At 40.3% G+C, this 26915-nt stretch carries 29 protein-coding genes; 25 read left to right on the forward strand and 4 right to left on the reverse strand.

The annotated features are described in order from the left end of the window. Window positions 1-421: IS110 family transposase (locus HMPREF9455_RS15205; RefSeq protein WP_006800618.1), on the reverse strand; the 421-nt coding region annotated here is incomplete at its 3' end. Window positions 422-443: 22 nt separating this feature from the next. Between HMPREF9455_RS15205 and HMPREF9455_RS21960 the strand changes: the two genes are divergently transcribed. From HMPREF9455_RS21960 to HMPREF9455_RS15225, 4 genes are all read left to right on the forward strand, one after another. Continuing rightward, complete coding sequence (locus tag HMPREF9455_RS21960) at window positions 444-941, forward strand: Abi-alpha family protein (protein WP_044216467.1); 498 nt, start codon at window positions 444-446, stop codon at window positions 939-941. Window positions 942-1013: 72 nt separating this feature from the next. After that, entirely contained in the window at window positions 1014-1646 is a 633-nt protein-coding gene (locus tag HMPREF9455_RS15215; RefSeq protein ID WP_006800619.1) for a hypothetical protein, read from the forward strand. After that, complete coding sequence (locus HMPREF9455_RS15220) at window positions 1627-3396, forward strand: hypothetical protein (RefSeq protein ID WP_006800620.1); 1770 nt, start codon at window positions 1627-1629, stop codon at window positions 3394-3396. The genes HMPREF9455_RS15215 and HMPREF9455_RS15220 overlap by 20 nt, the downstream gene beginning before the upstream one ends. Window positions 3397-3442: 46 nt before the next feature. Beyond that, complete coding sequence (locus tag HMPREF9455_RS15225) at window positions 3443-3916, forward strand: DUF2829 domain-containing protein (RefSeq protein WP_006800621.1); 474 nt, start codon at window positions 3443-3445, stop codon at window positions 3914-3916. A 54-nt stretch (window positions 3917-3970) separates the two neighbouring features. Here the strand turns inward: HMPREF9455_RS15225 and HMPREF9455_RS15230 are convergent, their stop codons facing one another. Both HMPREF9455_RS15230 and HMPREF9455_RS15235 read right to left on the reverse strand, forming a co-directional pair. Next, window positions 3971-4363: a DUF5053 domain-containing protein gene (locus tag HMPREF9455_RS15230; protein ID WP_006800622.1), complete on the reverse strand. Its 393-nt coding sequence runs from the start codon at window positions 4361-4363 to the stop codon at window positions 3971-3973. A 22-nt stretch (window positions 4364-4385) separates the two neighbouring features. Beyond that, a complete protein-coding gene (locus HMPREF9455_RS15235; protein WP_006800623.1) occupies window positions 4386-4568 on the reverse strand; it encodes a hypothetical protein in 183 nt (60 codons plus the stop codon). A gap of 279 nt (window positions 4569-4847) precedes the next feature. On the opposite strand from HMPREF9455_RS15235, the gene HMPREF9455_RS15240 reads away from it, so the two are divergent. The 21 genes from HMPREF9455_RS15240 to HMPREF9455_RS15340 all read left to right on the forward strand — a co-directional run bounded on the left by HMPREF9455_RS15240 (window position 4848) and on the right by HMPREF9455_RS15340 (window position 25765). Then, the gene (locus HMPREF9455_RS15240; RefSeq protein WP_006800624.1) at window positions 4848-5294 is read left to right on the forward strand and encodes a hypothetical protein; all 447 of its coding nucleotides are present in this window, start codon (window positions 4848-4850) and stop codon (window positions 5292-5294) included. Between the two features lie 19 nt (window positions 5295-5313). Then, window positions 5314-7647, forward strand: coding sequence for a S8 family peptidase (locus HMPREF9455_RS20800; RefSeq protein WP_006800625.1), 2334 nt, complete (start codon window positions 5314-5316; stop codon window positions 7645-7647). 40 nt (window positions 7648-7687) lie between these two features. Then, window positions 7688-7891: an SH3 domain-containing protein gene (locus tag HMPREF9455_RS15250; RefSeq protein ID WP_006800626.1), complete on the forward strand. Its 204-nt coding sequence runs from the start codon at window positions 7688-7690 to the stop codon at window positions 7889-7891. A gap of 225 nt (window positions 7892-8116) precedes the next feature. Continuing rightward, window positions 8117-8464 (forward strand): hypothetical protein, encoded by a 348-nt coding sequence (locus tag HMPREF9455_RS15255; protein ID WP_006800627.1) that lies wholly within the window; start codon window positions 8117-8119, stop codon window positions 8462-8464. A gap of 115 nt (window positions 8465-8579) precedes the next feature. Further along, a complete protein-coding gene (locus tag HMPREF9455_RS15260) occupies window positions 8580-8894 on the forward strand; it encodes a hypothetical protein (RefSeq protein ID WP_006800628.1) in 315 nt (104 codons plus the stop codon). After that, complete coding sequence (locus tag HMPREF9455_RS15265) at window positions 8891-10438, forward strand: hypothetical protein (RefSeq protein ID WP_006800629.1); 1548 nt, start codon at window positions 8891-8893, stop codon at window positions 10436-10438. The genes HMPREF9455_RS15260 and HMPREF9455_RS15265 overlap by 4 nt, the downstream gene beginning before the upstream one ends. A 17-nt stretch (window positions 10439-10455) precedes the next feature. Further along, entirely contained in the window at window positions 10456-11367 is a 912-nt protein-coding gene (locus HMPREF9455_RS15270; protein WP_006800630.1) for a DUF6712 family protein, read from the forward strand. A gap of 3 nt (window positions 11368-11370) precedes the next feature. Then, the gene (locus HMPREF9455_RS15275) at window positions 11371-12384 is read left to right on the forward strand and encodes a hypothetical protein (RefSeq protein ID WP_006800631.1); all 1014 of its coding nucleotides are present in this window, start codon (window positions 11371-11373) and stop codon (window positions 12382-12384) included. Next, on the forward strand, window positions 12381-12938 hold the full coding sequence (locus HMPREF9455_RS15280; RefSeq protein WP_006800632.1) for a hypothetical protein: 558 nt from the start codon (window positions 12381-12383) through the stop codon (window positions 12936-12938). The genes HMPREF9455_RS15275 and HMPREF9455_RS15280 overlap by 4 nt, the downstream gene beginning before the upstream one ends. Next, entirely contained in the window at window positions 12935-13342 is a 408-nt protein-coding gene (locus HMPREF9455_RS15285; RefSeq protein WP_006800633.1) for a SufE family protein, read from the forward strand. Before HMPREF9455_RS15280 ends, HMPREF9455_RS15285 begins: the two co-directional genes overlap by 4 nt. Before the next feature lie 82 nt (window positions 13343-13424). Further along, on the forward strand, window positions 13425-13859 hold the full coding sequence (locus tag HMPREF9455_RS15290) for a hypothetical protein (RefSeq protein WP_052303102.1): 435 nt from the start codon (window positions 13425-13427) through the stop codon (window positions 13857-13859). A 2-nt stretch (window positions 13860-13861) separates the two neighbouring features. After that, complete coding sequence (locus tag HMPREF9455_RS15295) at window positions 13862-17386, forward strand: hypothetical protein (RefSeq protein ID WP_006800635.1); 3525 nt, start codon at window positions 13862-13864, stop codon at window positions 17384-17386. 3 nt (window positions 17387-17389) lie between these two features. Next, window positions 17390-19300, forward strand: a complete 1911-nt coding sequence (locus HMPREF9455_RS15300; RefSeq protein WP_006800636.1) for a hypothetical protein — start codon at window positions 17390-17392, stop codon at window positions 19298-19300. Window positions 19301-19348: 48 nt separating this feature from the next. Beyond that, window positions 19349-20008 (forward strand): DUF4468 domain-containing protein, encoded by a 660-nt coding sequence (locus HMPREF9455_RS15305; protein ID WP_006800637.1) that lies wholly within the window; start codon window positions 19349-19351, stop codon window positions 20006-20008. Window positions 20009-20162: 154 nt separating this feature from the next. Beyond that, a complete protein-coding gene (locus HMPREF9455_RS15310) occupies window positions 20163-20675 on the forward strand; it encodes a phage holin family protein (RefSeq protein WP_006800638.1) in 513 nt (170 codons plus the stop codon). Then, entirely contained in the window at window positions 20647-21270 is a 624-nt protein-coding gene (locus HMPREF9455_RS15315) for an N-acetylmuramoyl-L-alanine amidase (protein ID WP_006800639.1), read from the forward strand. The genes HMPREF9455_RS15310 and HMPREF9455_RS15315 overlap by 29 nt, the downstream gene beginning before the upstream one ends. Then, the gene (locus HMPREF9455_RS15320; RefSeq protein ID WP_006800640.1) at window positions 21267-21761 is read left to right on the forward strand and encodes a hypothetical protein; all 495 of its coding nucleotides are present in this window, start codon (window positions 21267-21269) and stop codon (window positions 21759-21761) included. The genes HMPREF9455_RS15315 and HMPREF9455_RS15320 overlap by 4 nt, the downstream gene beginning before the upstream one ends. Continuing rightward, the gene (locus tag HMPREF9455_RS15325) at window positions 21758-22006 is read left to right on the forward strand and encodes a hypothetical protein (protein WP_006800641.1); all 249 of its coding nucleotides are present in this window, start codon (window positions 21758-21760) and stop codon (window positions 22004-22006) included. The genes HMPREF9455_RS15320 and HMPREF9455_RS15325 overlap by 4 nt, the downstream gene beginning before the upstream one ends. Next, window positions 22003-22227 carry a hypothetical protein gene (locus HMPREF9455_RS15330; protein WP_006800642.1) on the forward strand — a complete coding sequence of 75 codons (225 nt, stop codon included), beginning with the start codon at window positions 22003-22005 and terminating at the stop codon, window positions 22225-22227. Before HMPREF9455_RS15325 ends, HMPREF9455_RS15330 begins: the two co-directional genes overlap by 4 nt. Next, on the forward strand, window positions 22224-23438 hold the full coding sequence (locus HMPREF9455_RS15335) for a hypothetical protein (RefSeq protein WP_006800643.1): 1215 nt from the start codon (window positions 22224-22226) through the stop codon (window positions 23436-23438). Before HMPREF9455_RS15330 ends, HMPREF9455_RS15335 begins: the two co-directional genes overlap by 4 nt. Before the next feature lie 14 nt (window positions 23439-23452). Continuing rightward, window positions 23453-25765: a sialidase family protein gene (locus HMPREF9455_RS15340; RefSeq protein WP_006800644.1), complete on the forward strand. Its 2313-nt coding sequence runs from the start codon at window positions 23453-23455 to the stop codon at window positions 25763-25765. Here the strand turns inward: HMPREF9455_RS15340 and HMPREF9455_RS21965 are convergent. Further along, window positions 25760-26761, reverse strand: a complete 1002-nt coding sequence (locus tag HMPREF9455_RS21965; RefSeq protein ID WP_006800645.1) for an acyltransferase family protein — start codon at window positions 26759-26761, stop codon at window positions 25760-25762. The genes HMPREF9455_RS15340 and HMPREF9455_RS21965 overlap by 6 nt on opposite strands. Window positions 26762-26915 lie beyond the last annotated feature (154 nt).

Raw genomic sequence — 26915 nt, forward strand, 5'->3', positions numbered from 1 at the left:
TCAGTCTAATCAAAGAACGTATTTCCAATATCTCTGCACGGGGGACGTAAATACCTCTCAAATCTCCCGCACGCAGACCTCTGGCGAGTTTTCCGCAATCGACCGCATCGGTCTTTCGCAGTTTCTCTCTACTCATTGTCGGTACATCAGCCGGATTAACCACAATATTGTTAATCCCTAATTCCGTAAGTTTGTGGTGTGTCCAGAACCCACTGAATCCAGCTTCATATACTGAATAATAAGTCGCTCCCGGATAATTGGTCACCAAAAATCTATGTAAAGCTTCCGGCTGTGGATCTTGACTAAACTTCTTCAGAACCGAACTCTCTGAGAGTATCGCCACCGCCCAACTTTTCAAATGAACATCTATACCCACATAGATATTTTGTCCTTTGAAGTCTAATCCTTTACTTTGTCTCATAAGCTATATCATTTAGGTTAAATTGATTAAGTCGAAATTATCCGAAATTAACCATAAAACGGATAGCTTATGCTTCACTCCTCACTCAGATTTCAAACATAGGGATTTTGTAGAAACAATTAAGAATATAACATCAGATGAAGCTAAAATTATAAATTATCTTGCTGTAAATAGCCCAATATCATTAAAAATGCTATTTATTCTACATGAATCATCATCGAAATTCTCTCAAGGATTTGTTGTAGTAAACAACATCCCACTTATTGATATATTATCACTAGAATTTCCTGAAAATATTGGTGTATATATAGATAATCTCACTCATTTTGGAGTTATATCTTCTTTTGAGATGAATCTCCAAAATTCCATGCAAAAGATAACAAAAGATAATCTAATAACATCATATCCTTTTTTAGAAAATAGAATAACAAATTTTCCTAATACGGATGGACTATATACAGCTCATACAAATATATATTGCACGGATTTTGGAGTCAATTTTTTTGCTTCAATTCGATAATGTTATTATAAAACATGTCCTTTACCAGCCCGCAAATGCGGGCTTTTTTTGTATCTGTAAATTCAGATACTTATGCTCGAACACTTACATCGATTGCCTATTGAAGTAGTCCAGGGCTTCCTGGAAAGTAAAGATGCCAAAGCCTCCGGTATAAAGCCGGCACTGGCAGAATACATCCTTCAGATAAACGATGCTTACAATCTCAGTAGGAAGTATCGAAATGTAAGTGAATGTGCCAGGCAGCTCCGGATACAACATCCGGAGCTTAAAACATTGCCGGCTGCAAAAAGCCGGGTATATGATGCCATAGAGTTCTTCAATGCAGACTGTACGGTGACAGCTCCAGCCTGGAACAGTTACTATGCAGATGTAATGAAAAACCTTGCAGACGTTAACCTCACAGCTCAAGACCTGAAAGAAGCCCGGAGATGTTTCGAACGTGCCAGGGAATATGACCTCGCAGCTTCCGCTAACCGGATAGATCCACGACTGATCCAGTTTAAACATCAGCTTGTATCTCCGGACGTTCATCTTCCGCGTATGGGAATCACTCAGATAGGAGTCCTTCGAGCCTGGGAAGAAGCCAAAGCAATTATCAGAAACACAAAAAATGTCTCCCAAAGTGAAATGAAACGGCTCGAGACAGAAGTCGGACGGGAATTGGACACTTTAAAATATACAGATTATGAAGAAGTCGAAGATTAACGAAAGTGTTTTTTCTCAAGAATATTTGTCGGTTGTACAGATTCAGGCAAAATTACTTGATCCTACCTTTTTATTCGGGGAACTTGGACGTGGATCCGGTAAGACCACTCATATACTCGCTCCCAGAGTAGACCGTGTTCAGAACGATATGCCCGGAGCATTAGTTGTCCTGGCAGCAGCAACTTACAAAAGTATTCTCGATAACATCGTACCGGGTATATTGGAATACTTTCTGGAAAAATATCAGCGAGGCGTTTATTTTGAGTTTGGGAAGAAACCTCCCGAACATTTTGGCGTGGCTACACATCAGCATCCCAACTGGAGCCGGAACGAAATAGAAAAAATAACCGACTTCAAGCATACGATTACATTCGTCAATGGTACTGTTATCAAATTTGTATCGTGTGACCGTCCCGAATCGATGCTCGGACTCAATGCCGCTCACCTGTTCATCGACGAGATGATCAGGATCCCGGAAGAAAAGTTCCTGGAAAGGATCATGCCGGCATTACGTGCCGACCGTTCTAAATTCGGACATTCACATTATTACATGGGCATTACAGGTTTCAGCTCCACACCTAATTTCGAGACCGATGAAGATTGGTGGACAAAGAACGAAAAGGATCACAACCAGCCGTTAATGGACTGTATATTGGAAATCGCTTACGAAGCCGATCTTCGAATGGGTAAACTTCTCGTTGCCCGGGCTGAAGCTGATATGGAAGAAGTAAATAAACTCCAACGTTTTGTGGATCGCTGGACTGAACGCTTAAATAAACGCTCGGACGATCCTGAACAATGCGGACTGCGTGTTGACCAGACAGCCTATCTCCGGGCTTCTTCTTTCTCCAACATCAAAATCCTGGGAATGGACTATATCCGGAACCAGAAAAAGACGATAAAGGATCCTGACAAGTTTAACACCTCCATCCTTGCCGTGCGTAAATACAAGGTAAAGGATATGTTCTTCGGGAAATTCAGGAAGCAACATCTGTTCGATGATAGCTATGAGTACAAATATATAGATAGGGTTGCTGTAGGAGAAGAAAGAAAATCTTCCAGCCGTGACCTGAAGCATTGCAATCCTAACCTTCCGCTGGTAGCCGGCTATGATCCCGGACCATTCCAAAGTATTGTATTCGCTCAGGAGGAAAAGCAAAAAAAGATATTCCGGATTATTAAGGATATGCATGTGTTCCATCCCGAACAGCATGAAGATCTTGCAGAAAAAATAGATACATTCTTCAAGCATCATAAAAATAAGGTGATTTACATCTACTATGACCGTGCCGGTAACCAGAAGGATCCGGCATACCGGAAATGGTATCCGCTGACAGGTACGATGAAAGACTCGGATGCTAACTTACTGGCAATAGCCCTAACCAAGAAAAGATGGACAGTACACCTGATGAGTAAAGGTCAGGCAACGATCTACTACAGCCAACACTACAGGCTTTTAAATAAATTGTTTGGGAATCCGGAAGGCAAGCAATACAGCATCCTGATAGACCGTAATGAATGCGAAGCCCTAGTAAGCTCCATTAACCATTCACCATTGAAGAAAGGAACGAAGGAAATAGAGTTGGATAAAAGTAGTGAGAAGTTAGACTTCGAGGATCAGGCGATGTATTCTACACAGATCTCGTCGGCACTTATGTATCTGCTCTGGGGAAAGTTCAACCATTTAGCTCCGGCCTCTGACCGGGCGCAAATCTCGCCTCAAGGTGCAGGAACATACACTAGTAATTAAAAATAAATTAGCCTTGGGAGGGCTTTGTAAAACCCATTTATAAGAAATGAAAACATTAGATGAAAAAGCAGCTGAATATTCAGCCAAACTATGTAACCAAAGTGGAAATTACTCTAAAGGAGAACTTGAAACAGCCTACGTATTGGGTGCTAATGAGAGTAAATACTTGCAATATGGTGAATGTGGTACATTTGGTCAGGCTTTGGAGGAGTTAAAGCAAGGAAGACTTGTTACCAGAAAAGGATGGAACGGAAAAGGGATGTTCATTTTTATGCGACCGGCAGATGAATTGCATGTCGGCTTTGTTGCCAAAGATATCAAGTCTTTACCTCAAGGTGTAAAGGATTATTATCATCAGGATTGTGTAGATGAGAATGGAAAACTGCTTGATCTGGCAAAGGAAGATGTTGTTAAATTCACAGCATACCTTTGCATGAAAGCTGCCGATGGTACTATTGTAAACGGTTGGCTTGCTTCGCAAACAGATATGCTATCCGAAGATTGGATGATATTTAAATAAAAAATAAAAAGCTCCCGATCCTAAGACCGGGAGCTTCAGCTGTCAAGCTAATCGTTAACCATTAAGAATGGAAAGCGACTTTTCTTTAAACTTCTTGGACATATCGTCCAGAGCCTTTGCCAAAGTCTGACGTTCTTCCGGAGTGAATGTGGCCGGCTTACCATGCACCATATTACCATTCAATCGTTGGTATAACCAAGAACGTGATTTACTAAAATATTTTTTTGCAATATACGACATCGATGCCATGTCTGCGATATCCTCCAGATCAATACTCTCTTCAATCTCAGACACACGATTGTCGACAGCCTGTAATGTTGCCATCGCTTCCTCCGGAGTCTGAACTGCGATCATTTCCTGTATTTTCTTCTTGAACTCCTCCTTTGCCTTTGGATCAGTTGCTTTTTTATATTCTGCTCTAAGATCACTTAAACTTAATACTGCCATAATTTTTCAGGGTTATACCCCCTCACTTGGAGGGGGTGTTGTTTAACTTACTGTTTAACTCATTGATTCGATCCAGTATGCTATCGATATACTCCGAAGCTCCCGGGCGATTCATTAATTCCGATTTTGAATTGTAAGCGTCTAAAATCATTTCGAGCATTTCCAATTCTTCCAGAATCTCATCTCTTTCGGTTTGTTCCATCATTTCAATTTTTTTGGTTAATACTACGCTTAGCTTGACAATACAAATATACGTAATTCCTTTATGATAACCAAATGGTTACCGAGGTATTTTAAAAAAAGAGTTAAAAAAAAGAGGAACAAGTTGTAAGAATGAATATAAATTATAGTACATTTGTAATGAAATGGCCCTTAAACTCTTATAGCCTTAACAAAAGGTCTCATCTTTATATAATCGATTAATCTTACTCTTTACTTCATCTAATAAATACACCCTTTATTAACCCAAATAAACTTCTATGTTATGAAAAAAAAAGTATTATTTATTGTTTGTATTTGTAGTTTGATATCATTAAGTATTGGATGCTCAGACGATGATGGTTGGAAAAAAGTCGCTTTTCAAGATTTCATTCTTGATAAAACCTGCCAGTGGACTGAATTTGAAAAGCAAAAAATATATAGGATTGATTCTCAAACTGATTTATTAAACTACATAGAATGTGAAGATAATAAGATACCTCAAATAGATTTTGAGAAATACACTTTGTTAATGGTAAGTTTTGATCTGCCAAATCCCGGTTATAGTATTACTAAGAAATTAACAAGAAACCAAAATAACTATTTGTTTGAAATAAGATACAAAAGTTCGGGTACCACACAACCAGCAGAGGTGATTTTGACCCATGTTGCAGTGCTTATTGAAAAGATAGAAGCAACATCATCAATTGAATTATCAATTTCGAAACAATAACAAGTAATATTATAACAATATGAAAAAAATACAGTTGATAGTAATCCTATTCTTCACTTTTAGCTTGTTTTTGTCAGCACAAACAAATTATTTTTATAATGGGGATGGGAAAAAAATAGTTTTGAAACTACGGAATGATTTATTGTTTTTGGAGAAGAACAATGCAAATTCACAAACTCGGCTTAACCAAAAAGTAGTGCATAATTTTGAAAAGTATATCATTGTAGAAAATATTGATTCTAAATTACAAAAAACAATATCAGATGAAAACCTAATGTTTGAGGCTGAAGATGGAACATTACAAGCATTGTCTAATACCGTTTTGATGAAACCTAGTGAAACTCCCATAAGAATTGTATTGAATAAACTTAATTTAACAAATTCTGTAGTTAAGTTGGATTCCATATATGATATGTACATCATTGAATTCAACACAACTAAAACAATGGATATAGCCAATAAAATATGGGATAGTGGTCTTGTCTCTTTTGCCGAGCCTTCATTTTACAAAATAATCAAATTACAGAACCCCCTTTATTCTTTGCAGTGGGGATTTAGAAATACTGGACAAACAGGAGGTACAATAGGAATAGACGTAAATGTAGAACCAGCTTGGAATTTAACAAGGGGTAATTCTAATATAAAAGTTGCAGTTTTAGATGAAGGAGTCAGACTTGACCATCCTGATCTTCAGGGAAATCTATTATCTGGCTATGATGCGACAGGCAATAATAGTAATGGAGCACCAAATCAATCAGACTATCATGGAACCGCATGTGCAGGTATTATTGCTGCCGTAGATAATAATATAGGGGTTGTAGGAATTGCTCCTAATTGTAAAATGATTCCGGTTCGAATAGCTTATAAAGGTTCAGATGGAAGATCTTGGATAACGCAGGATTCTTGGATAACGCAAGGAATAAATTATGCATGGAACACAGCTAAAGCAGATGTCCTGAGTAATTCATGGGGAGGGGGATCAAATTCAACAGCTATCAACAATACTATACTGAACGCTATGTCTCTAGGAAGAAATGGGCTAGGGGCAGTCGTTATTTTTGCATCGGGAAATGACTCTGCTCCAACAGTTTCTTATCCAGCTTCTTTAACCGACGTAATTGCAGTAGGAGCACTTACTCCTACTGGACTGCGTGCAGATTTTTCTAACTATGGAGATGCATTAGATGTGGTAGCTCCAGGTGCTCATATTCCAACAACGACTATTAATGGCTATACAGAATCTTTTGGCGGGACATCGGCTGCATGCCCCCATGTAGCTGGTATTGCGGCATTAATATTATCTATAAATCCGGAACTGACATCGCGAGAGGTGCGTAATACTATAGAGTCAACATGTAGAAAAGTCGGAGACTATTCTTATTCTGTCAATAAAATGAATGGCACTTGGAATAATGAAATGGGCTTTGGTCTTGTAGATGCTTATGCCGCTGTAAGAAGAGCTCTTGGCTACAAAGAAATTGTCAGTCCCAATGACCTATACCGCAGAAGTAAATTCTGGTTCAAACTCAAGGATGGCTCCAATGCCACATGGAGTTGTACTAACATTCCTGGTATAACAATCAATTCGTCAACAGGTTTATTGAATAACACGAACTTTGATTACACAGGGAACATTACTATAACAGCTGCGACGTCAACCATAGCATATACTAAAGTTATATATATAAGTCCAGAGTATATAGATGGTAAATTCATATTTAATAATACGACAAAGACCTTCTCCGAAATACATTCGGCTTATCCTCTGTATGAAAATGGATTTGATTTGAATGCAGGTTCTACAGCTGTTTCGAATTTGGCAATTGAAATCACTTATCCCGGATTGGCTATTATCGAGGGTAAAACACCTGTTTATAGCTGGGTAAACTATTCAATGACTCCGCGTTTCACAATAGAAAATAATGGTTCCAGAATTAAATTTTCACGTCTTATGGTCGATGAATCTGCCGAGATAGGATTAGAGATCGAAACAGGAAAAGGAACTATATCACAAATGTTTTATCTTAATACAGGACGTTTTTCTCCAATCCTCTATCCATTCAGCTCTTATAGGCTTTCATCACTTGAAGTTAAATTGACAGACAACACTATTACTGTTTCAGAAAGTACAGGACAGGAGATAGGTATATCATATACTAATCTAGCAAATAATAATTCTTATGTATATGAGATATTGGATATATTGGGAACGTATAAAATGCAAAAAGGAAATTTCAAGTTATATATTGGTGGCACTCAAGATATAGATATATCAACCTTACCCAAAGGTTTCTACGCTTTAACTATTTACAAAAACGGAGAAAGAGTTCATTCGGGTAAATTTAAAAAGTAGATAATCGACTATAATATGTTTATTTTCCAGATTAAAATGTATGCAAAAACTTATAACAACATACGTAGACGGAACTAACGTAAAAGAGATAAATCTCTGGTCTCATAAGACTAAACGGGACAAGATCGTAGCCGTATGCCAGGACGACGACTTGGTAACCGTGCTTCAGGTAGATGGAGACTACTCGAAGGTAAGGACCAGCGACGGAAAAGAAGGATGGTGTATGTCCGGCTTCCTGATATGAACCCAGCAAAGAATAAATAATTGAGCAGTCGTACAACGGTTGCTCTTTTTTTTGTAGCTTTGCATTGCGACCAGATAATTCCAAGGCATCCGCTGATCAGGATCATAAAAGAATCCTCATATCAGCGGTTGTCTTTTCGTATCATTCTTTTTTGACGGATGTCTTGGAAGTCTGTGTCGCAGCGGAATTGGCAGCCGCTGTACTTTTGCCATAAACTGAATGATTATGAGCGAAGCAGAGAATCCAGTACCAAAGACCTCTCCGGATCCGATATTCCTTATTACGAAAGCCGGCAAACTGAACTATTCCATCGAGCAGACGGTCTCCATCGTCCGTTCACATCATCCCGCATTAAGTAAAAATACATTGAAAGATCTTCTCTCTGATCCTGAATCAGCCGAATATGAAGCATACTATACCGGGAAAGATGCCGGCATGTTCGATGTAGAGTCCGGGCTTCACGACGCTGCAGCCGGAGGCGATGGCGATGCTCAGAAAGCCCTCCAGAATCTTCGGGCAGAAAGGGCTGTCGGAAAAGCGATAAAGGATAAGTTTTTTCCGGATACAGAATAACCCCGGCGAAAGCCGAGATTATAAATTGAAGCTAATTTTATGATGGGAGGCCCTGCAGTAATGCGGGGCTTTTTTTGTCCTTTAACGCCTTATTCGGTTAGGCTTCTTTTGTGCTATGGAATTGAAAACAATCACCGGACCTGAAGCCATTGACCTGATGCGCAAAACGAAACTTATTCCGGGTGCTACATTTGGAATTAGATTTATAACCTGCGACTTGAATCGTATGGAGTACGGCCATATCCGTGTATATGAAGAATGCCTGGTGCGATCGGCCAGACGAAACGAGGGCCTTGCTGTGGATCCGGATCATTATTTATTTTTCACCGATACATCTACGGACGAACCAAGGCAATGCTTCAAGAAACTCATTCGTGCTGTTTGTTTTCCTCCATCAAATCAATGGCTAACAGTTAAATGGTTCACATGAGTAAAAAGACAAGACAGCCTGTAGGCTATATTAAACCGGATTCATCGACAACGGTTGAGATATATAATGGTAACCGGGGGATAGCCTCCAAGCCCGGAGTTGCTGTTCTTACATTCGAGATCCAGGGTGTTGAAGACCGGGAAGATATCCGTTTTTCGGAATCGCGTTCTACTTATCAACGCTATGTCAATGACCGGCTGGCGCTTAATCTCGGGGGCTATTCTGTTCCCATCTGGGGGCATTACAACCTCTATCCCCAGGAAATATTCTCCATGGTAAGCGAAAACAAACTACTGCCGGAGGTTATCGAGAAACAAGTAAAGTTTATGTTCGGTAAAGGTCCCCGATTGTATCGGGAAATCATCACGGGAGAAGGAGAGAAGCAAAAGAGAGTCCGTATACCGGTAGAAGACCAGCGCATTCAGGACTGGCTTGACAGCTGGGAAGAGATGGGATACCAACATTTGTGGGAGTACCTGAAAAACATTATCACCGACTTTTACCATGTAAAGACCTGTGTATCGAAATACAATTTCAATGTATCCAGGCGAATAAACGGGCCGTTACCGATAGCAGCTCTCACCTATGTCGGATCGGACGAAGCACGGTTGGCAATGAAAGGAGCAAAGCCAAACCGTTCTATCAAAAACGAAGACTGCAAGTATGTCATTGTGGGCGACTGGCTGAACATCACGGCATCGGAATATGATGTATGGCATCGCTTCGATCCCCGGACGCCCCTGAAGTATTCGCCGGCTATTTCCTTTACTCACGATAAAACCTTCACCAAATGGGTATATGCCCTCAATAGCTGCTTTAAGGGTCTGAAGGAATACTTGAAGGCTTCGGAACTCGCTCCTAAATACCTGAATTCCTACCTGAGAAACGCCCTGAATGCGCATATTCACGTACAAATACCGGGAAGCTGGTATGAGCAGCATAAAATTATACTGCAGCAGATCTGCTCCGATAATTTAATGAGAACGGACGTCCCTCTCCAGACGGAGTACCGGGGAGTAAAACTCGTAGGAGATGACGGTAAAGCGTTACCGTTCTACGAAAGCATGATGGACGAACTTATATCCTGTGAACTCCGCCGGATCACATCGCTTATGTCCGGGGAAGGAAAGAACCAAGGTAAGTTATATGCAACGACTAAATGGGGCGAAGAAGGATGGAAGTTCGAAGAATTTCCCGGAAAGTTTAAAGAGTTTTTCGACACAGTACTGAAATACGAAGAATACGCTAACAAAGCTATTCTGACAGGGAAAGGAGTCCCTTCTTCCATCTCAAATGTGGACGGATCCGGAATCATCAGTAAGTCCGGAAGTGAAGCATATTATAATTACCTTCTCTATGTGATGACGCTGACGCTCGATGAATACTTTGTCCTGAAGGACCTGAACCGGGCCATTCACATAAATTTTCCACATGCGAAGAAAGAAGGTATTAAAGCTGGCTTCTGGATAGATATCCCGGCTAAATTACAGGAAACGACTCCCGATGAGCGTCCGGAAAAGACAGCTACAGCCGACCAGGATTAATACAAAAAAATAATAATATGTCTGCAATTATAACCCCATTCAACAAAGAGAACTTCGCCGATGAGATGAAGCCCAAAATATCCGGAGCAGATCTTACGCTCGAATACGAGAATATCGAGAGCTCCGTCTGTAAGGTTGCTGAAGACTGTATCGAGGTACTGTCAGAACCATTGTATGAAGCCATCTGCCAGGATAAAGGCACTACAGACAAAAAGCTGCAAGCCAAGGCGCTGGATTATCTGCAGCGTTCAATGCTACACTTCTGTCTGTACGAACATCTGATATTCTTAATGGCCAGGATAAAAGATGACGGGGTCACTGTGGTCAAAAGCGACACAGAGACAACAGTATATAAATACCTCCAGGATGGGCTGGAAAATAAGTTTATAACCCTCGGATGGTTTTGGATGAATAAGCTGCTGCAACTGATGGACAAGAACGTCAACGAATTTCCATTGTGGAAAGACAGTGAACCCCGGAAGGATCTTGCAGGCACTCCTATTACACGGGATGACTTCTACAGATGGGTGGGTGTTAAAGATGACTACTTTGTTATTGTGGCCCGATGGCTTATCCGGGAAGCCTGGACCGACTGTGTCACCTCCCGGATAAAGGAACCGGAAAAGACAGATGCCATTGCCCGGGCAATGTGTTATGAGGTGATGGGCCGGGCCTGTTCGCGCCTCGCATTCCTCCAGCTTCCGGAACCGGTACGCCTGGACATCAGCAATGAGATGTCGAAAGCCAATAAGGACAAAGAAGAATCCAATGTCCGGAAACGTGTGGCCAATTCATTCACTAATCAGGCCGCTGCATACTGGGCAGCCCTCGAGGTACAGCTGAAGAATGATGAACTAAAGGAAAATCCCCGGAGTAGGCCTATATATACACCTCCGAGAATATCGGAAAATGATCCGTTTGTTTATTAGCCTATGAAAACAATTATATTAAATAAAGGCGCGCTGGAGCTTCCCGAATCGTGGGATGAACTTACTTTCAGACAAAAGATATTCGCTTTTGCCAGGCTGAAGGAGGTCGCTGAAAAGAAAATTTCGCCTCCGATGTTCAGGATCCTGTTGCTGCAACACTTAACCGGCTACAAACCGTCGTCCGGTTTTTACATATGGTTTTTGAAATGGATAATATATTGTATCCGGGTTCCCTTCGTTTTTGTGTTCTATGTGTTTAGGTTAGGTTTAGTCAGATTGCCGGGTTATTGGTCGGTGTGGAAAGATTATCACCGGCCGAAACGAAGGGACCGGGATATAATTAATTACAATCTGTATATGCTTTCCGAACAGCTGGACTTTGCATTCAGTATAGAAGACCATAAGGTGACCTGGAACCGGCACTTCTACCGGAACCCTATCCCGTACATTAAGATTAAGGGGAAGAAATTCACCGGTAGAAAATTCATCCGGGACGTAGCTCCATTCACAAATATAACGACGAAGGAATATTGTGACTGTTGTGAGTTGTACTCAGGATATCATAGTTCACAGGATCCTGAGTATAGAGAGAAATGCATAGATAAGCTGATCTCTATCCTTTATCCGGCTACCGGCGAATACAATGAGAACCTTGTAGGAGATCAGATGGAACTGATAGCATCGATATATCCGGAGATTAAGTTTGGCATTCTTTATTGGTTTGCCGGCATTGTGGAATTCTATACTACACATCCGGTCTATTCTATATTATTTCCGAAAGACTCCAGACAGGAAGATAGTGAAAACAAGATCTCGGTCGGGATGAATGAAACAATCCTGATGATCAAAAAGAAAGGTTATCCATCTATCACTACAGACACAGTGAACGACTTTTTCGATGCTCAGGTAAAAATAATAAAAGACGACCTGGCCGAAGCGATTGCCAAGGGTGCTAAGATAGAAGACCTGGTTAAGATGACAGGACTAAGTATTGATTTAATTAATAGGTTAACATGAATCCGGAGATATTAATCACATTATTCAAGTACTATGCCAAATTCGTACCTAAACCGGTATTGAGGAACATGTTCAGGAAATCAAGCGGACAGATTCCCGGATACAATGAAATAGCCCAGGAGATACTGGATGCTCCGGATACTTATGTTATTCCGGATATCGATGCTTTTATCTTCTCTGCCAATGAAGGATTCCTCTCCAAGAAAATAAAGAATTCCAAAAAAACCGTCCTATATGTGGAATACGGTGCATTCTCCTATAGCCCGAACCAGACGTATGGTGTAAAGGAAAAGCTGGGCCTCCATATTGCGCAACCTTATTCAGCATCAAACAATGATAACCTGAATGAGATGCTGATCATGGACAAAATGTATAAGATATTAACTTCTATTCTCGACCAAATGGAGAAGGACCAGAAATCATATGATTTTTGTGGAAACTCTAAATTAATCGAATTCCCTGCGGAAGTTGTGGCGATAGATCCTCCATTGTTTCACGACCGAACCGGATGGATGGCTATCTTCGACTATTCCACTACAAATATAGTATTATGACATTGCAGGAAAAACAAACAGAATTTATAGAGTTATTCAACTCCCTCGAGTCCTGGACTGATCGCTTCCAGTTCCTGATCGATATAGGTTCCGGTCTGGACGGACTCCCGGAGGTTATGAAATGTACATTAACACAAATAACATCATGTAATTCCCGGACATTCTTCTATCCTTCCGTATTTGACGGCATTGTACATATTCGGGGCTGGAGCAATTCCGCAATAATGTCCGGACTTATTGCTATGCTACAAATGATATTCAATGGATGCCAGGTGGATGAAATATGGGAAGCAAAAATATTAAACACAATCGACTTCCATCTCAGAACCGATCTGATCAATAATTTAACAGAGCAGCGTAAATCCGGGCTCTTGGAAATGATAAACCGTGTGATACGGCTGTAATTCCTTCCTATATTCTCTTTTCGTTTGTCCTTTAGAAGCTCGCTTTGGCGGGCTTCTTTTGTATCATCAGATTATAATCGCTATGTATATTCAAAGTAATACGATGTCTCAGGCCGAATTTATCCGGGCCGTACTGGAAAGAGATGCCAGAAATATATACCGGGCACAGCAGCTCATTGTATCCCAGCGCATCTATCTGGCCGGAAAAGACCTAAAAGCAACCCGGCGAAAGGTAGGAATACAAAAACAGTCCGGAACATTGGAGAACGCCCTCTCGAACCCGGAGTTCTACATGAAATCGGAAGATGAACGATTTGTCCTGGCAGCAAATTACCCTCTTTATATCCGGTTCCTGGACATGAAGCACAAAGGAAACTGGAGAATATTCAACCGGCAGGTGTGGGGTATTCTATATAATAACGCACTCCCTGATATCAAAAATAAATTCGGACAATTCATCAGCGACACTATTGGCGCCGCTCTTCGTGCTGCATTCCAACGATTTAATAAAAAATAGATATGGCTAAATTAAAAGATGATCATATAAAGTGGATACTGGAACTGGATGCCAAAGGTGTTCAATCCGAAATAACGACTTTATCTTCCCTCAGTAAAGAGTTGGAAGCCGATAATAAACGCCTACAGGCTGAATACGCTGCCGCCGCAAAACAGATGAAGGAAACCCGGAAAGAGCTGGAGCGCCTGACAAAAGCCGGCAAAGAAGATTCTGACGAATTTAAAGAGTTAGAGGCCACTCTCGAGTCTGTATCGTCCGATATGACTGACTATAAACGAAAGATGGTCGAGAACACCAAAGCCATTGAACAAAACAGAAAGACTGTAGAAGAAATGGTCAAAACTCTTCGTATCGAAGACATGACTATGGATCAATTGAAAAAACGGGCCAAAGAACTACAAACCCAATTAGATAAAACAGCCGAAGCCACACATCCCGAACAATACAACGCCCTGGATAAAGAACTCAAAGCTGTTAAAAGCCGGATGAGCGAACTCGACTCCGGATCAAAATCCATGTTCTCTGTATTCAAAGGAGGCCTCATGGTCCTGACCGGTAATCTGATGACCAAGGCTATAGATAAAGTAGGAGAATTGATATCTACAGGGTTAGAATGGGTGAAGGTAGGAATGGATATGGCCAAAAGCTCGGAGGGTACAATTGCTTTCTTCAAAGAATTAAGTGATAGCAAAAGGATACTGAAAGAAGTAAAAGAAGCTACGGACGGAACCATCAGCAGCCTCGATATAATGAAAAAAACGATACGGGCCAAGGAGATGGGAATCCCGATCGAAGACATGGCTAATCTGATGAAGTATGCCAGGATACAGGCTCAAAAGTTAGGTAAGGATATGGATTATATGTCAAATTCCATCGTAGACGGTATCGGTCGGAAATCGACGCTGGTACTCGATAACCTTGGTATATCTGCAACCAAAGTACAGGCTGAAGTAAAGAAGTCCGGAGATTTTACTCAAGGCGTTCTGAAGATCGTAAACGAAGAACTGGAAAAACAAGGTACTATTGCTCTGACCGGAGCCGACAAAGCTGCCATAGCTGCAGCGAAATGGGAAGATGCCCAGCTCAAGATCGGACAAAAGGCAAAATGGCTTAGTGAACTCTGGGATAAAGTATCCGGAAATATTGCCGATAAGATATCCGGGCTTATAGGAGATACACGTTCTCTCTCCGAACAGTACAAGGACCAGGTAGAAAAGGTGGCCGACCTGGAAGCAAATTCTGTCACTTTGGCCAAACGCTATGATGAACTAAAATCAAAATCTACCTTAACCAAAGATGAATCTGCCGAACTAAACCGGATTATGAATACATTATCCCAGACAATCCCCGGAGTGGTTACTGAATGGGATAAATATGGAAATATTCTATCCATCAACACTCAGAAAGTATATGATTTTATAGACGCAGAAAAGGCCAAACTTAAATATATGAACCGGGATGCGATCAAGCAGGCTGGAGAAGATATTGAGGGCTATACCGAAAAGTTAGAGAAGGTGAAGGCTAAATATAACAAAGGCTTCTGGGAAGAAACAATTACCAATAGATCGACCGGTGGTGATAGCTATACTATAAAACACATGTATACCCCCGAACAAATGGCACAGTTCGAAAAAGAGATTCTCGAATATGGACAAATGGTAAAAGGTGCCGAAGAAACAGTAAATGAACTAACCGGAAAATCGATAGAGGACCAGATTAATCAGCAAAAAAATCTCATTGCAGCCCGGAGTAAGTTTACTGCAATGAATAAAAAGGAGCTGGATGCCTGGATCAAGGATGAGAAGAATGCTGCGAACGAATATATGCAAATAGCTAAACAGATATATGATCAACGGTTCGGTACGAATCCGGACAAAGAAACTAAGAAGCCAAAAGGAGATCCGGAACTACAACGTCAAAAGAAAGCATTGAATTCTATGCTGGAGACACTGGAGACAAGCCATCAGACAAAGATGGCCGATATCCGCAAAAAATATCTAGATGGCGGAATTAAATCAGAATCTGACTTCAACCGGAAGAAATTCTCCCAGGAACAGGCATATTATATTCTTCAGGAAGAATCTCTCAAACGGCATCTGGACAAAGTTACCAAGACCGAAGTCCGAGAAGATATCCTGAATAAGATTGCCGCAATACAGAACAAACGACTGGAACAGCAAATTAATTACCAGGCCAAACTGGAACAAATTATTCTGAATGCCAACCCGGAAGAAAAAGAGAGGCAAGAGTATGCCAACCGGCTTCGTGACCTTGGCATATTCGGCAAATCACGCCAGGAACTGCAGATGCTGCAGATGTCTGCGGAAACTGAAGAAGAAAAGAACCTCCTGCAGAAAAAGATCGACGCACTTGAGATACTGGAAAAGCAACATCAGGATAATCTTTTCAATATCCGGCAGCAGGCTAAGAACAAAGAAAAGGCCCAGTCAGAGGAAGAATTTGAAAATAGTTTCAAAGCCCGGAAAGATGAAATGCAGCTGGAGCTGAATGACCTGATGGCACAAGCTCAAACGCTGCGAGGTGGGGAGTCTTTTGATGCTGAAATGGCTGTACATATGCAACGGCTTCAAATGATCAATGAAGAAATACAGGCCCGGAAGAATGCCGGTCTTGAAACAAGTAAGCAAATAGCTCAGATAGGCAGAGTCGAGGCCCAGATGACAGCTACAATAAAAAAAGAAAACGATAAGCGGGTATCAGTATACAATCAATATGCTAATACACTTGGTACTGCATTCGGTAATTTCTTTGCCGGCCAGACATCTGCACTCGAAGCATTCGGCGGTGCAGTGGTTGACATACTCTTCGATACACTTGGTAAAATAGTAGAAACAAAAATAATGGAGGCTACTGCCGTAGCTATTGCAGAACAGGCTAAGGCTGCTGCTATTGCAGCTGCATCCCCGGACAGTGTGATGTCATTTGGTGCCACATCGGCCATTCGTATTGCTGCCATTGGAGCAATAATCACCGGTGCATTGGTTGCTGCCAAGACCGCTCTGAAAGGTATGATAAGCAAGAAGAAAGGTAGTTCCTCCGGCTCTTCATCATCAGAAACTACCACTACCAGCAGAAGGGTTGTCTCCGGCTATGCCGATGGCGGATACCATGAAGGTTATACAGGCCCGGGAGATAAGTACGACGTGAAAGGTTACTTTCCCGATGGGGAACCATACCATGCCGGAGAATATATCATCCCTCAGGAAAAACTCAGAATACCCCGGGTTGTGCGGATGGTACGTGAAATAGAATCAATCCCATCATCGGGAGGTAACAAGAATCCATTGCCTGAAGGATTTGCCGATGGCGGGTATCACGAGGATACATCCGGAGAATCGTATCAATCTCCGAACTTCTCGGAATTAAACCTGACCATCAAGGAACTCAATACACTAATTGCTTTTTGGAAAGCCAATGGCGGCATACCGGCAACTATAAATATTTATGACCTGGCCAAGGCTCAGGAACTTGTAGATGATTTTGAAAATTTCGGCAAAAAAGTATAAACGATGGATATAAAACTCAAAAACGGAGAAACACTTGATTTCAAACCGGACTTTAAATTAAGCCTGACTTTGAATAATCCCATGCTGACAGAACAGGGATCGATGTCACTGCCGGTAGTGCTGCCGGAGTCGAACCGCCGTAAGCTGGGTTTTCCCGACAGGCTAGACCATGCCTACAAAATCAAGCAGGTATTCAATGCTATGATCGGAGCAGGTTCTTACCAGAAGCCGGCACTGCTCAGGACAACATCACATAATAAAGGTACAATCGGAGCCTTCTACCTGAATGAGTCGGAAATGTACGCAAAGATGAAAGATGTAGACCTTTCGCAAGCATTCAATATCATTCGCCCGGCCAGTGACTTCCATGTAGCCGGCACATTCGCCGAGCCTCTCGATATGGTGATAAAATATATGGAGCTGGTGATGGTCGATAATATTAAAGAAGACTTTCATCTGTTCCCTGTAGCGACAGATTACTATACGGAAACTGTTCATACCGGATTCGGAGACAAAGAATATACCTTTTACCAGGTACTTAACGAACAGATGTCGGGTCAAAACCGAAATGACAATTTAACCGATATTGATTTGAATGGAGAAGAATACTACATGTTGGCCGGACGTAACGCCCGGCAGTATAATGAAGGTGGTAGCCTTGTGGATGTTCCAAAAGGCTACGGCATCACTCCGTTCCTGAAGCAGTCATATGTTTTGCATCGTATTTTCGAATATTTCGGTTACCGTTTGGAAGAATCTATTTTCGATACTGATCCTGAATTTCAGAAAATGGTCCTTGTCAACAATACCGCCGATGCTATAGTCAGAGGTGAATTGAACTATGCCCAGCTGGTCCCTTCAGGTACAATCAAAGATTATCTCGATTCCGTCCGTACAGACTATGGTTGCGAGTTCTTTATTTCACCCGATCACAAATACGTTGAAGTAAAGTTCTGGAATGATCTTATAAAAAATAAGAAATTCATTCCGCTCGATAGCAAGGCTACAGGCAAAGAAACACCTAACCTTGCCGAACCCAAATTACTAAAGCTGACCGGGAACCGGTCTGTCGAATATACTGATGTGAATTTCGACACGCAGGAAAAGTTTGAAAAAAACTACGGTCAACTCCAATATGCTAAAGATACCATTTACCAGGGGCGTCCTGATTATCCGGCCGGTTATTATCTGATACAGTCTTTAGGTGATATTTACGAACGTTACCCTTATGTAAATGACTCCGGCAATACTGTCCGGGGCTGGCGTTATCATTCCAAATACCTGTTCGATAGCTACGAAGAAAAAACGGACACAGACTATGAAGATAAAGCCAGCAAACGGGATTATATAGCTTCCATCTCTGCATTTGTTCATTATACCGGTACACTTGTAGGCGTTAATATACCGGGCGAATACCACCGGATGCTATTCATCGGCAATCGCCGCCACTTAAATACCTTTGTAAAAAAACTACATACGGACGAAAACGGAAACCAGACAGTCGCGGACGAAAAAGAAGATACCGTCTCATGCCCCATAATGACAGCATTCTACAGAGGCCAGACTTCTCCTGCAGGACGGCCGAGACCGGTAATCTACGGTAATATAATGATGTATGATGACCAGGGCGAACCGTTCGAGGGTGGATTTAACCTTATTTTCGGCGGGGAAAATGGCTTATACAATAAGTTTTGGAAACTCTATGCCGATGTTATCCGGCATTCATTCCTTCAGGTAGAGATCCCTTTGAAATTCGATATCAGAGATATACTTACTTTCAGGTTTGATAATATCTATATATATAAAGGACAGCCGTTGATACCTGAAAAACTGGAGTTTGAGATTGAGAAAGATAATAAGATAAAGGTGATTAGTGCATTATTTCGGACAATACGGCTGTATTTGGATGGGTAATGTTAAAAAATATTGTATCTTGCAGGATATTTTTAACTAAAATGTGGTATGAAAAAGATATTGATATTTATATTGAGTGTCTTCCCTTCTTTAATTTTTTCTCAAAGTAGCCCTTTTACAGATGTTTTTCCTATTGTAAATGGAAAAGTTGTATATTCAGAGGTAATACAAGTTGAAGGAAAAAGCGTCTTGGATCTATATAAAAATGCTAAAATATGGTTAGTCGAGGCCTTCAAATCATCAAAAGATGTGATCCAAAATGATGATAAAGATAACCATATCATAATAGGAAAAGGTTATTTTGAAGGTGTAGGACATAACAAAAATATAGTTAATGCAAAATACTGGTTTACGATAAGAATTGATTGTCGAGAAGGGCGATATAAATACACCATTACTGATTTTATTTATGACTTTGATGTTATTGTAATGGGTACTAAGACACATTTTAATGAGGATTTCAGCAAATGGGGAAATGTAGCTTTTGATACAAAATATAAAGAATTATTAGATAAGAAATATCCGCCTAATAATGAACGTAATGCAAAACAGCAGGAAAAATATGAAAAATATAAGGAGGAATTAGATAATGAGTTAGAAGGAAAATACAAAGAAACAATAGGTCGTTATTCCTTGTTGGACAAACAAATTAAATCTATGATCGAATCCTTGAATATAGCCATGAAACAATCTGAAGATAATTGGTAAATAAAAAGCGAGAAATTCTTGCTTTTCTTTTTCTACCACAAAAGAATAAGAAAGAATATTTTTTTTAAAGCCGTTTAGTCATAGGATTGGACGGCTTTTTTTGTCCTTTACCTTCCCATCATAATGCCTGACTTTTGAATAAAAATCAAAAGTTATGCATCGAATAGTTCTCTTCATTGACAAGTTACTGGAAGCAATATCTTCTTTGCTTAAAGGTTTTTGGGTGTTCCTTATCACCCTGATTACAAACTTTTTCAGCCCGATTCACGATTTCCTGATCGTTGTATTTATTCTTTTTATACTAAACTTCCTGTATGGGCTTATTTCTGATATCGCTGATGGTGGCGAATTCAGTTTCAAAAAAGCCTTCCAGTCCATCTGGTATGTTGTCGGGTTTATGCTCCTATTATTCTTGACTTTCGGCATTGGTAAAAAAATGCACCTTGACGATCAGTCCGTCCTTGATTTTACTTCCTGGATTACATGGGTAGTCATTTACTTCTACGGAACTAATATTCTGCGTAACTGGAAAAATATACAACCTAAAAATCAGGTGATCTCCGTCCTGTATTGGATTGCTTCAGTAAAGTTTGTAGAGAAAATCAAATATCTAAGTGAATATTTTAAAAACAATTCCAATGAAAAAAAGACTACTGATAATCCTTGATCCGGCACACGGAGAAGAAACACCCGGTAAACGTTCCCCCGATGGACGCCATCGCGAATATAAATGGTCCCGCGAACGCCTGAAAGTAATAGAACACTTACTACAGGCGCATGGCTATACTGTTGTCTGGACAAGTGAACTTGAAACAGAACTAGGCCTTACCAAAAGAAAGAATGTCGCAAATGCTTATTCTAAAAGGCATCCCGACCTTATACCGTTGCTTGTTTCACTGCACAACGACGCATCAGGCGTTACTCCCGAATGGAGGCAAGCCCGTGGCGCCAGTGTATGGACGTCCAAAGGCCGTACTACTTCAGATATATTTGCTGACTTCTTTATTCAGCGAATGACAGAATGGATGCCAAATATTAACCGGCGAATCTATTCACCCGCATATTTGGATCGTGACTTTGAAAATGACTTCACCGTCCTGATGGGCGACTACTCGGCCTTACTCATTGAGTGTGGCTTCCAGGACAACAAAGAAGATGTAGCCCTATTGGAAAGCCCCCGGTTCTGCAAACAGGTAGAAGACTGGATCGTAGATTCAATCGAAGATTGCAACAATTATGTAATTGAAAAAATGACAAAATGAAATTCTATGCTTTTATACTTGTTTGCCTTTTATTTGCTCTTACTGCGTGCCGGAGCAATAAGGACCTGCACAAAGTTTCTGAGTCAGTCTCTGAGGCGCAAAGCAGCGCATCCACACATTCAAAAGACAGCACAGCGACCGCCACCAGCACCCGCGACAGTACGTCGAATGTCACCTCCGAAAAACAATATATTCGAACAACCTGGTATCGACCTGACGGAACAATACGAAAAATACAGGAACAAGGGCGGGAGGTTGAGCGAACTGAGCTGGCTGTTCATGATACAGGATCATCTGCTGTTTCCGTAAGCAAACAGAAGGCCGACATCACCCGCAAGATCAACCTGAAGAAGCTAGATACAGAGCAGCTTAAAGCCTTCACCGATTCACGGCCCATCCAGGGCGCCGAATGGATAGCGGTCATAGCCGTAATCATAGTGGCCATCTGCCTGATGGTCATTTATTACTTACCCAAAAAGAAGAAAGAATGAAAAAGGTATTTGCAATCTTATTCTCTGCGCTACTATTTGGCTGTGCAACGAAGAAAGAAGTTTATCTGATTATAATTGGCCAGGATCAGGTATATGTTGAGCCGAAGCGCGAAAAAGAAACAATTTATACAAATCGTTTTGAGAAACAGTTCATTGGAGCTGATAGCGTATTTATGGACAAACTCCGTAAAGCATCGAAAGGAGCGCGCGAGGCTGCCAATAAACAACTAAAGTCGAGATTATGAAAGATATCGTAAGCGCCGAAGACATATCCGGCATGGATATGCTCTTCGAAATTTATAAGTCATTGCCAGGAAATGAATCAGCATCACAATCCGGGTTTCAGGATTTCCTGAGCGTCAATTCTGCCGAAAGAACTGTTTTTCTGGAGACGTATTGCGATTATTTCTTTATGCAGGTAGATCGTACCGCTATTCTTAAAGTCAAACCAAAAGCAGGCCAATGATAACTGATGTTACATATCCCAATAAGCATTGCTTCACCGGAAATCCGATCCTTGTAAAAGTCCAGGCTAATACGACCGATGATATCAACCTGAAGTTAAAGGTTGACACCGAGCCGGAAATAGTATTGACAATCACTCCCTATACACCCGTTTATACACCTTTATCGGAAGGTACATTCGATATCTCCGATATCCTGGATACCTACTTTAAGAAAGTATCCATTACAGAAGGATCGTTAATCACTTTGGCTCACGACTTCAGGATACAATACACCGTAACAGTAGAAGGCTATTCCGGAATCACCTTTGAGGGCTATGCCTACAGAGGCGGTATAAATAATAAAAATTATTCCATGCTCGAATCCTGGGGCTGGGATATGTTCCGTTACAGACTCGATAGCCCCGACCGGAGACAATTCCTGTTTTCTACACGTACAAATTCGAATCAGATAAGGCTCCGGGAAAGAGAACTGTATCCTTTTGTATTCATCCATCCAGGTACTCCCATATCCTTTGTTACATCCAACGGACGGATTATCACTTATCCCGCATTGGTTAAAGGGAATGCCTGCACGATGGATTTTGAGACATTAAGGAATATGTTTGTCAGTCTTTATAACGAACTGCCATCTTTCATTTCGGTACTTATCGATGGCAAATCCTTCTTTAACGTTACCATCACACCGGCTCAGATAGCTGAAGAACATTTGATACTCCGGTTCAAAAATTCACTGGGCGCTTATGAGCAGATCGAGGTAACCGGCGCTGCTGTCAGGACCTCGCAGTTTTCGGAAGAAAACACCTGGCTTAGTCCCCATCGCGACGGTTACTATGAAGAATTACGTGACAGGCTGACCACAAAAGAAGGCGTAACCGTGCAGACCGGTTATAAATCGAAAGACGAACTGGCGTTTATCAAAGACCTTCTCAAAAGTGATGAAATCTATTACATAGATCCGGAAGCGATTTATAACCAAAAAAGCAACAGATGTCACGTCACTACCGAGAAATACGAATATACAAAGCGGAATGTATCCCCTGAATCCATTTCTTTAAAAATCCGCTTTGTCACGGAAGAAACATTCGAATCGCCGGATATAATATTGGATTATACTAAATCCGTATTTGAAAATATCACGGCTCAGGGTAAACCGGAAATAAATGGCGAAGGCTTTATCTATGATGATGACTATATGTTCTATGCAGAATAAAATAAAATAATAATATGGCAAAGAAATTTACAAGTAAGATTGGACTACAACCAATCTATTCTACTAAAGATCCTGATGGGAATCCAGCTACCCTAGGTGAAGCTGGTTGTCAGATAATGCGGGATAATCTTGAGATAATAGAAGAAATCCTTGAAGAAAAAGCCGAAGAAACAGATGCTGATGGAAATAAGGTTGTACGTTCTCCCGACGGCAAGATTCTTTCTTCAGAAAAAGGACAGGATAGGACAAAGGCTCCTGACTTAAAATTGTTTACAGAGGAAATTGACAGTATAAAAACCTTTCTTCCGACAAGTGAATCGGGTGGTGAAAGTGAACCTGTAAATCTAGGTACATGGGTTATGGGGACAGTATCGGCAGGTATAGAATCGGATTCCACAACTAGAATAAGAACCTCGTACGTTGTTATAAAAGGTATTATTGAAATAATATTGAATGCCGGATATGCTTGTTTTTTAATAGAGTATAGAACACTCGATGTATCTGGTTATATAAAAACAACTACCCTTGCAGAAAGCGGAGAAATAGAACTCGATGCAAATACAAAATACATGAGGGTCGTATTAAGGCATACAGATAATAGTACGATCACCGTAACGCAAAACGGTAATATAACTGTAAAAGTAAAGACCAGTGCATATGTCAAAGCTGCATCAGAGCAAAGTGTAACAGAATTAGCAGAGACGACGAGTAAGACGAATGTTCAGCTCGACGAAAAAATAGATGGTATAATACCGTATTTAGCAACTACAGGAGATGGTAAACCGGAAGAAGTAACAGTTGATACAGTGTGGGAATTAGGAGGTATAAATACCGCGAATTCGGAAGAGCAAGATACTAATACCCGGATAAGAACACCATATACCGTAATACCAACCCTCAGAGCAATAACAATTAAAGCAAATACTGGGTATTCGTGTAACTTTATGGAGTTCAGTAGTCAGGGTACAGCAGGATACATTAAGTTTACTAATATAGATGGTCGTATCTCCGAGGCACAAGCAACTATCACACCCACCGCTTCCACTGCTTATTTTCGTATTACTGTTGCAAAGTCTGGAAACGCTGTAATGATTCCGTCTGAGGGGTCTAATATGACAGTTACCTATATGACAGAAGGTGAAGTATTGGCTAAAGCAGCTTCAGAAATAAGCGTGACCGAACTAAAAGAGAATCTTGACACACTAATCAATTCGGACAGATTTAAAAGTAAAATCTATCAATATACAATCGGAACGCTAAAGAAAGAGGCGTTGGACTGGTCGGATAGGTTTACACGCAGGGTGTTGACGCAGGGTAATATCGATAGGTCATTTCCTTACGTTGTATCAAAAGGCGCAAAATTATTACTAATGCACTTTTCACGGGCAGACCATAACGTTAACTCATGGTCGGGTCAAAGAGTTATGAGAACGAGCAGTGATTTCGGCCAGACATTTTCAGACGAAGTTGTGATTCCTGACGGTGTAAACATTACAGGAGGTTATCGAGTTAGGCAGGGAGCAAATCAGGATACAGTATATGCAGCAGAAGTATTTTTAGATAGATCACAGGTTAGCGGGTATTTTGAAAGAGCTAGACCTGTAAAGGGTAAATTTGATGACATCTTTAATTCAGGAGGTCTGTCCGGCATGACAGCGAATGCTTTTCTTGTAATACCTCCAGTTGCCGGAGTAACCCAATCACAACCCAATGTCAGTTCAAAAATATTAGAACACAAAGGTGTGTTATATATGTGCGGGTATGATAACCAGCAAAATGCAACTATAGCTAATAGTCGTTCATTCCTTGTTAAATCAATTGATTACGGTGTAACATGGCAGTATGTTTCGTCTATTAATGTGCCGAATGCCGGGGAATGCTCTATTGTATTTAAAGGAGAGCGATTAATAATGGTTAGTAGATTTGGTTCTTTCGCTAATAACCCCACCAATAATGAATACAACTATATCACCTATTCGGATGATTACGGTATTACATGGACTACCAAGCAAATGAGCGGATATATGGTGCATAACCCGCAATTGTTTATATGGGATGATTCTATTTACCTGATGGGTAGGTTATTTCTTCCTGATAGAAATTGCTTGGGTATTTTAGTAATAAATGATGATTTAGAAGTGATTAATATACTTGTATTAGAACATGATATGAATAGTTCACCCTCTTATCATCAAGACTTTATAATCATCGGTGAATATCTGCGAATATTCTCCCATAAATACACTGATGCTGCAAGAAGTAAGTCGTATATTTTTTCTATTGATCTGCCTTTGGTCGAGTTGAGCAGATTAAAAGAGAAGTTATAGTGAATTAAGAAATTTAGAATCTAGAATTTTTATATAATATTTAAGTGAAAAACCTAATGTTATTGATAAAATAATTATAAATAGCCCCATGATAATAGGCAATAAAAATGAATTTGACAAGAAAGGGAAAATGGTTATTACAAATTTTGAAATATGTTCTCTAAACCCAAAACAAAACATCTGCATTAAAAATACTTCATAAGAACATTTCCCTATATAACAAATGGGCAAAGTAAAACCGTTTTTGAGCTTATTATATATAAATATCAAAACAGAAACGAAAGAAATGGTATAAAAATACATTATCCAATGATATCCGTTCCAACCATTATAGAATATTCTAAAACAACTTAGGAAATTCACACTATCAAAATAGATAAATATGATGCTAATAACGGATAGTATATAGAATATAGGGCGCATTTTGTACTTAAAAAAGTAACAGCCTAAGAACAGCAGAAAAACATATCTAATAACTGAAAGACGATAGAAATATATTGGAATGCTAGAAACTATACAAATAATCTCAAACAAGAGGCTTATAAAAATACCTATTGCAAGGACCTTTAGAGGTGTATATTTTTGTATAACCGAGCAAATAAGAGGTAATATCAACCAAGCTTGAATATAAATATATGGATAATAAGAACCCGGGCCGTAACCTCCTCCTTTAATTATTGATATTATATCTAAATCATTTATGAAAGCGAGTAACAAAATAGATATTATTTGTATAAACACAAACGGCAAGATAATCCTCATTAATAGACGCTTTGTGGATTCGAAATAATAAGACTTCCATTGAAATTTATCAAATTTTCTCATGGAATGAAATCCTTGTATCAAAATGAATATGGGCACTGCTTGCCCAATGTGATAAAGAAAACCAACTTGATAGAGTATATCTTTTGGTATGGCGTGCAATAATAAAACAAACAATATTGCTATCCCTTTTAAAAAATCAAATGTAGGATTATAATTTGTTGTTTGTGTCATATCGTTAAATCAGCTAAACAATTTTTATCATTTCGCAAAATTAACAGAAATAATAGAATAAAAATAGGTTCTTATCTACTCTTTTATAATTGCTTTGATTTTACCACAATATATTGTAATGCTCTTGGATCAGGCGCGTGAGTATAAGTTTCAA

It is taken from the genome of Dysgonomonas gadei ATCC BAA-286 (assembly GCF_000213555.1).
GTDB classification, from domain to species: domain Bacteria; phylum Bacteroidota; class Bacteroidia; order Bacteroidales; family Dysgonomonadaceae; genus Dysgonomonas; species Dysgonomonas gadei.

Bases quoted from the DNA above. Each gene is read 5' to 3' on its own strand.
- HMPREF9455_RS15215 (WP_006800619.1), top strand. From the start codon at position 1,014: ATGCTCGAACACTTACATCGATTGCCTATTGAAGTAGTCCAGGGCTTC.
- HMPREF9455_RS15220 (WP_006800620.1), top strand. From the start codon at position 1,627: ATGAAGAAGTCGAAGATTAACGAAAGTGTTTTTTCTCAAGAATATTTG.
- HMPREF9455_RS15225 (WP_006800621.1), top strand. From the start codon at position 3,443: ATGAAAACATTAGATGAAAAAGCAGCTGAATATTCAGCCAAACTATGT.
- HMPREF9455_RS15230 (WP_006800622.1), bottom strand. From the start codon at position 4,363: ATGGCAGTATTAAGTTTAAGTGATCTTAGAGCAGAATATAAAAAAGCA.
- HMPREF9455_RS15235 (WP_006800623.1), bottom strand. From the start codon at position 4,568: ATGATGGAACAAACCGAAAGAGATGAGATTCTGGAAGAATTGGAAATG.
- HMPREF9455_RS15240 (WP_006800624.1), top strand. From the start codon at position 4,848: ATGAAAAAAAAAGTATTATTTATTGTTTGTATTTGTAGTTTGATATCA.
- HMPREF9455_RS20800 (WP_006800625.1), top strand. From the start codon at position 5,314: ATGAAAAAAATACAGTTGATAGTAATCCTATTCTTCACTTTTAGCTTG.
- HMPREF9455_RS15250 (WP_006800626.1), top strand. From the start codon at position 7,688: ATGCAAAAACTTATAACAACATACGTAGACGGAACTAACGTAAAAGAG.
- HMPREF9455_RS15255 (WP_006800627.1), top strand. From the start codon at position 8,117: ATGAGCGAAGCAGAGAATCCAGTACCAAAGACCTCTCCGGATCCGATA.
- HMPREF9455_RS15260 (WP_006800628.1), top strand. From the start codon at position 8,580: ATGGAATTGAAAACAATCACCGGACCTGAAGCCATTGACCTGATGCGC.
- HMPREF9455_RS15265 (WP_006800629.1), top strand. From the start codon at position 8,891: ATGAGTAAAAAGACAAGACAGCCTGTAGGCTATATTAAACCGGATTCA.
- HMPREF9455_RS15270 (WP_006800630.1), top strand. From the start codon at position 10,456: ATGTCTGCAATTATAACCCCATTCAACAAAGAGAACTTCGCCGATGAG.
- HMPREF9455_RS15275 (WP_006800631.1), top strand. From the start codon at position 11,371: ATGAAAACAATTATATTAAATAAAGGCGCGCTGGAGCTTCCCGAATCG.
- HMPREF9455_RS15280 (WP_006800632.1), top strand. From the start codon at position 12,381: ATGAATCCGGAGATATTAATCACATTATTCAAGTACTATGCCAAATTC.
- HMPREF9455_RS15285 (WP_006800633.1), top strand. From the start codon at position 12,935: ATGACATTGCAGGAAAAACAAACAGAATTTATAGAGTTATTCAACTCC.
- HMPREF9455_RS15290 (WP_052303102.1), top strand. From the start codon at position 13,425: ATGTATATTCAAAGTAATACGATGTCTCAGGCCGAATTTATCCGGGCC.
- HMPREF9455_RS15295 (WP_006800635.1), top strand. From the start codon at position 13,862: ATGGCTAAATTAAAAGATGATCATATAAAGTGGATACTGGAACTGGAT.
- HMPREF9455_RS15300 (WP_006800636.1), top strand. From the start codon at position 17,390: ATGGATATAAAACTCAAAAACGGAGAAACACTTGATTTCAAACCGGAC.
- HMPREF9455_RS15305 (WP_006800637.1), top strand. From the start codon at position 19,349: ATGAAAAAGATATTGATATTTATATTGAGTGTCTTCCCTTCTTTAATT.
- HMPREF9455_RS15310 (WP_006800638.1), top strand. From the start codon at position 20,163: ATGCATCGAATAGTTCTCTTCATTGACAAGTTACTGGAAGCAATATCT.
- HMPREF9455_RS15315 (WP_006800639.1), top strand. From the start codon at position 20,647: ATGAAAAAAAGACTACTGATAATCCTTGATCCGGCACACGGAGAAGAA.
- HMPREF9455_RS15320 (WP_006800640.1), top strand. From the start codon at position 21,267: ATGAAATTCTATGCTTTTATACTTGTTTGCCTTTTATTTGCTCTTACT.
- HMPREF9455_RS15325 (WP_006800641.1), top strand. From the start codon at position 21,758: ATGAAAAAGGTATTTGCAATCTTATTCTCTGCGCTACTATTTGGCTGT.
- HMPREF9455_RS15330 (WP_006800642.1), top strand. From the start codon at position 22,003: ATGAAAGATATCGTAAGCGCCGAAGACATATCCGGCATGGATATGCTC.
- HMPREF9455_RS15335 (WP_006800643.1), top strand. From the start codon at position 22,224: ATGATAACTGATGTTACATATCCCAATAAGCATTGCTTCACCGGAAAT.
- HMPREF9455_RS15340 (WP_006800644.1), top strand. From the start codon at position 23,453: ATGGCAAAGAAATTTACAAGTAAGATTGGACTACAACCAATCTATTCT.
- HMPREF9455_RS21965 (WP_006800645.1), bottom strand. From the start codon at position 26,761: ATGACACAAACAACAAATTATAATCCTACATTTGATTTTTTAAAAGGG.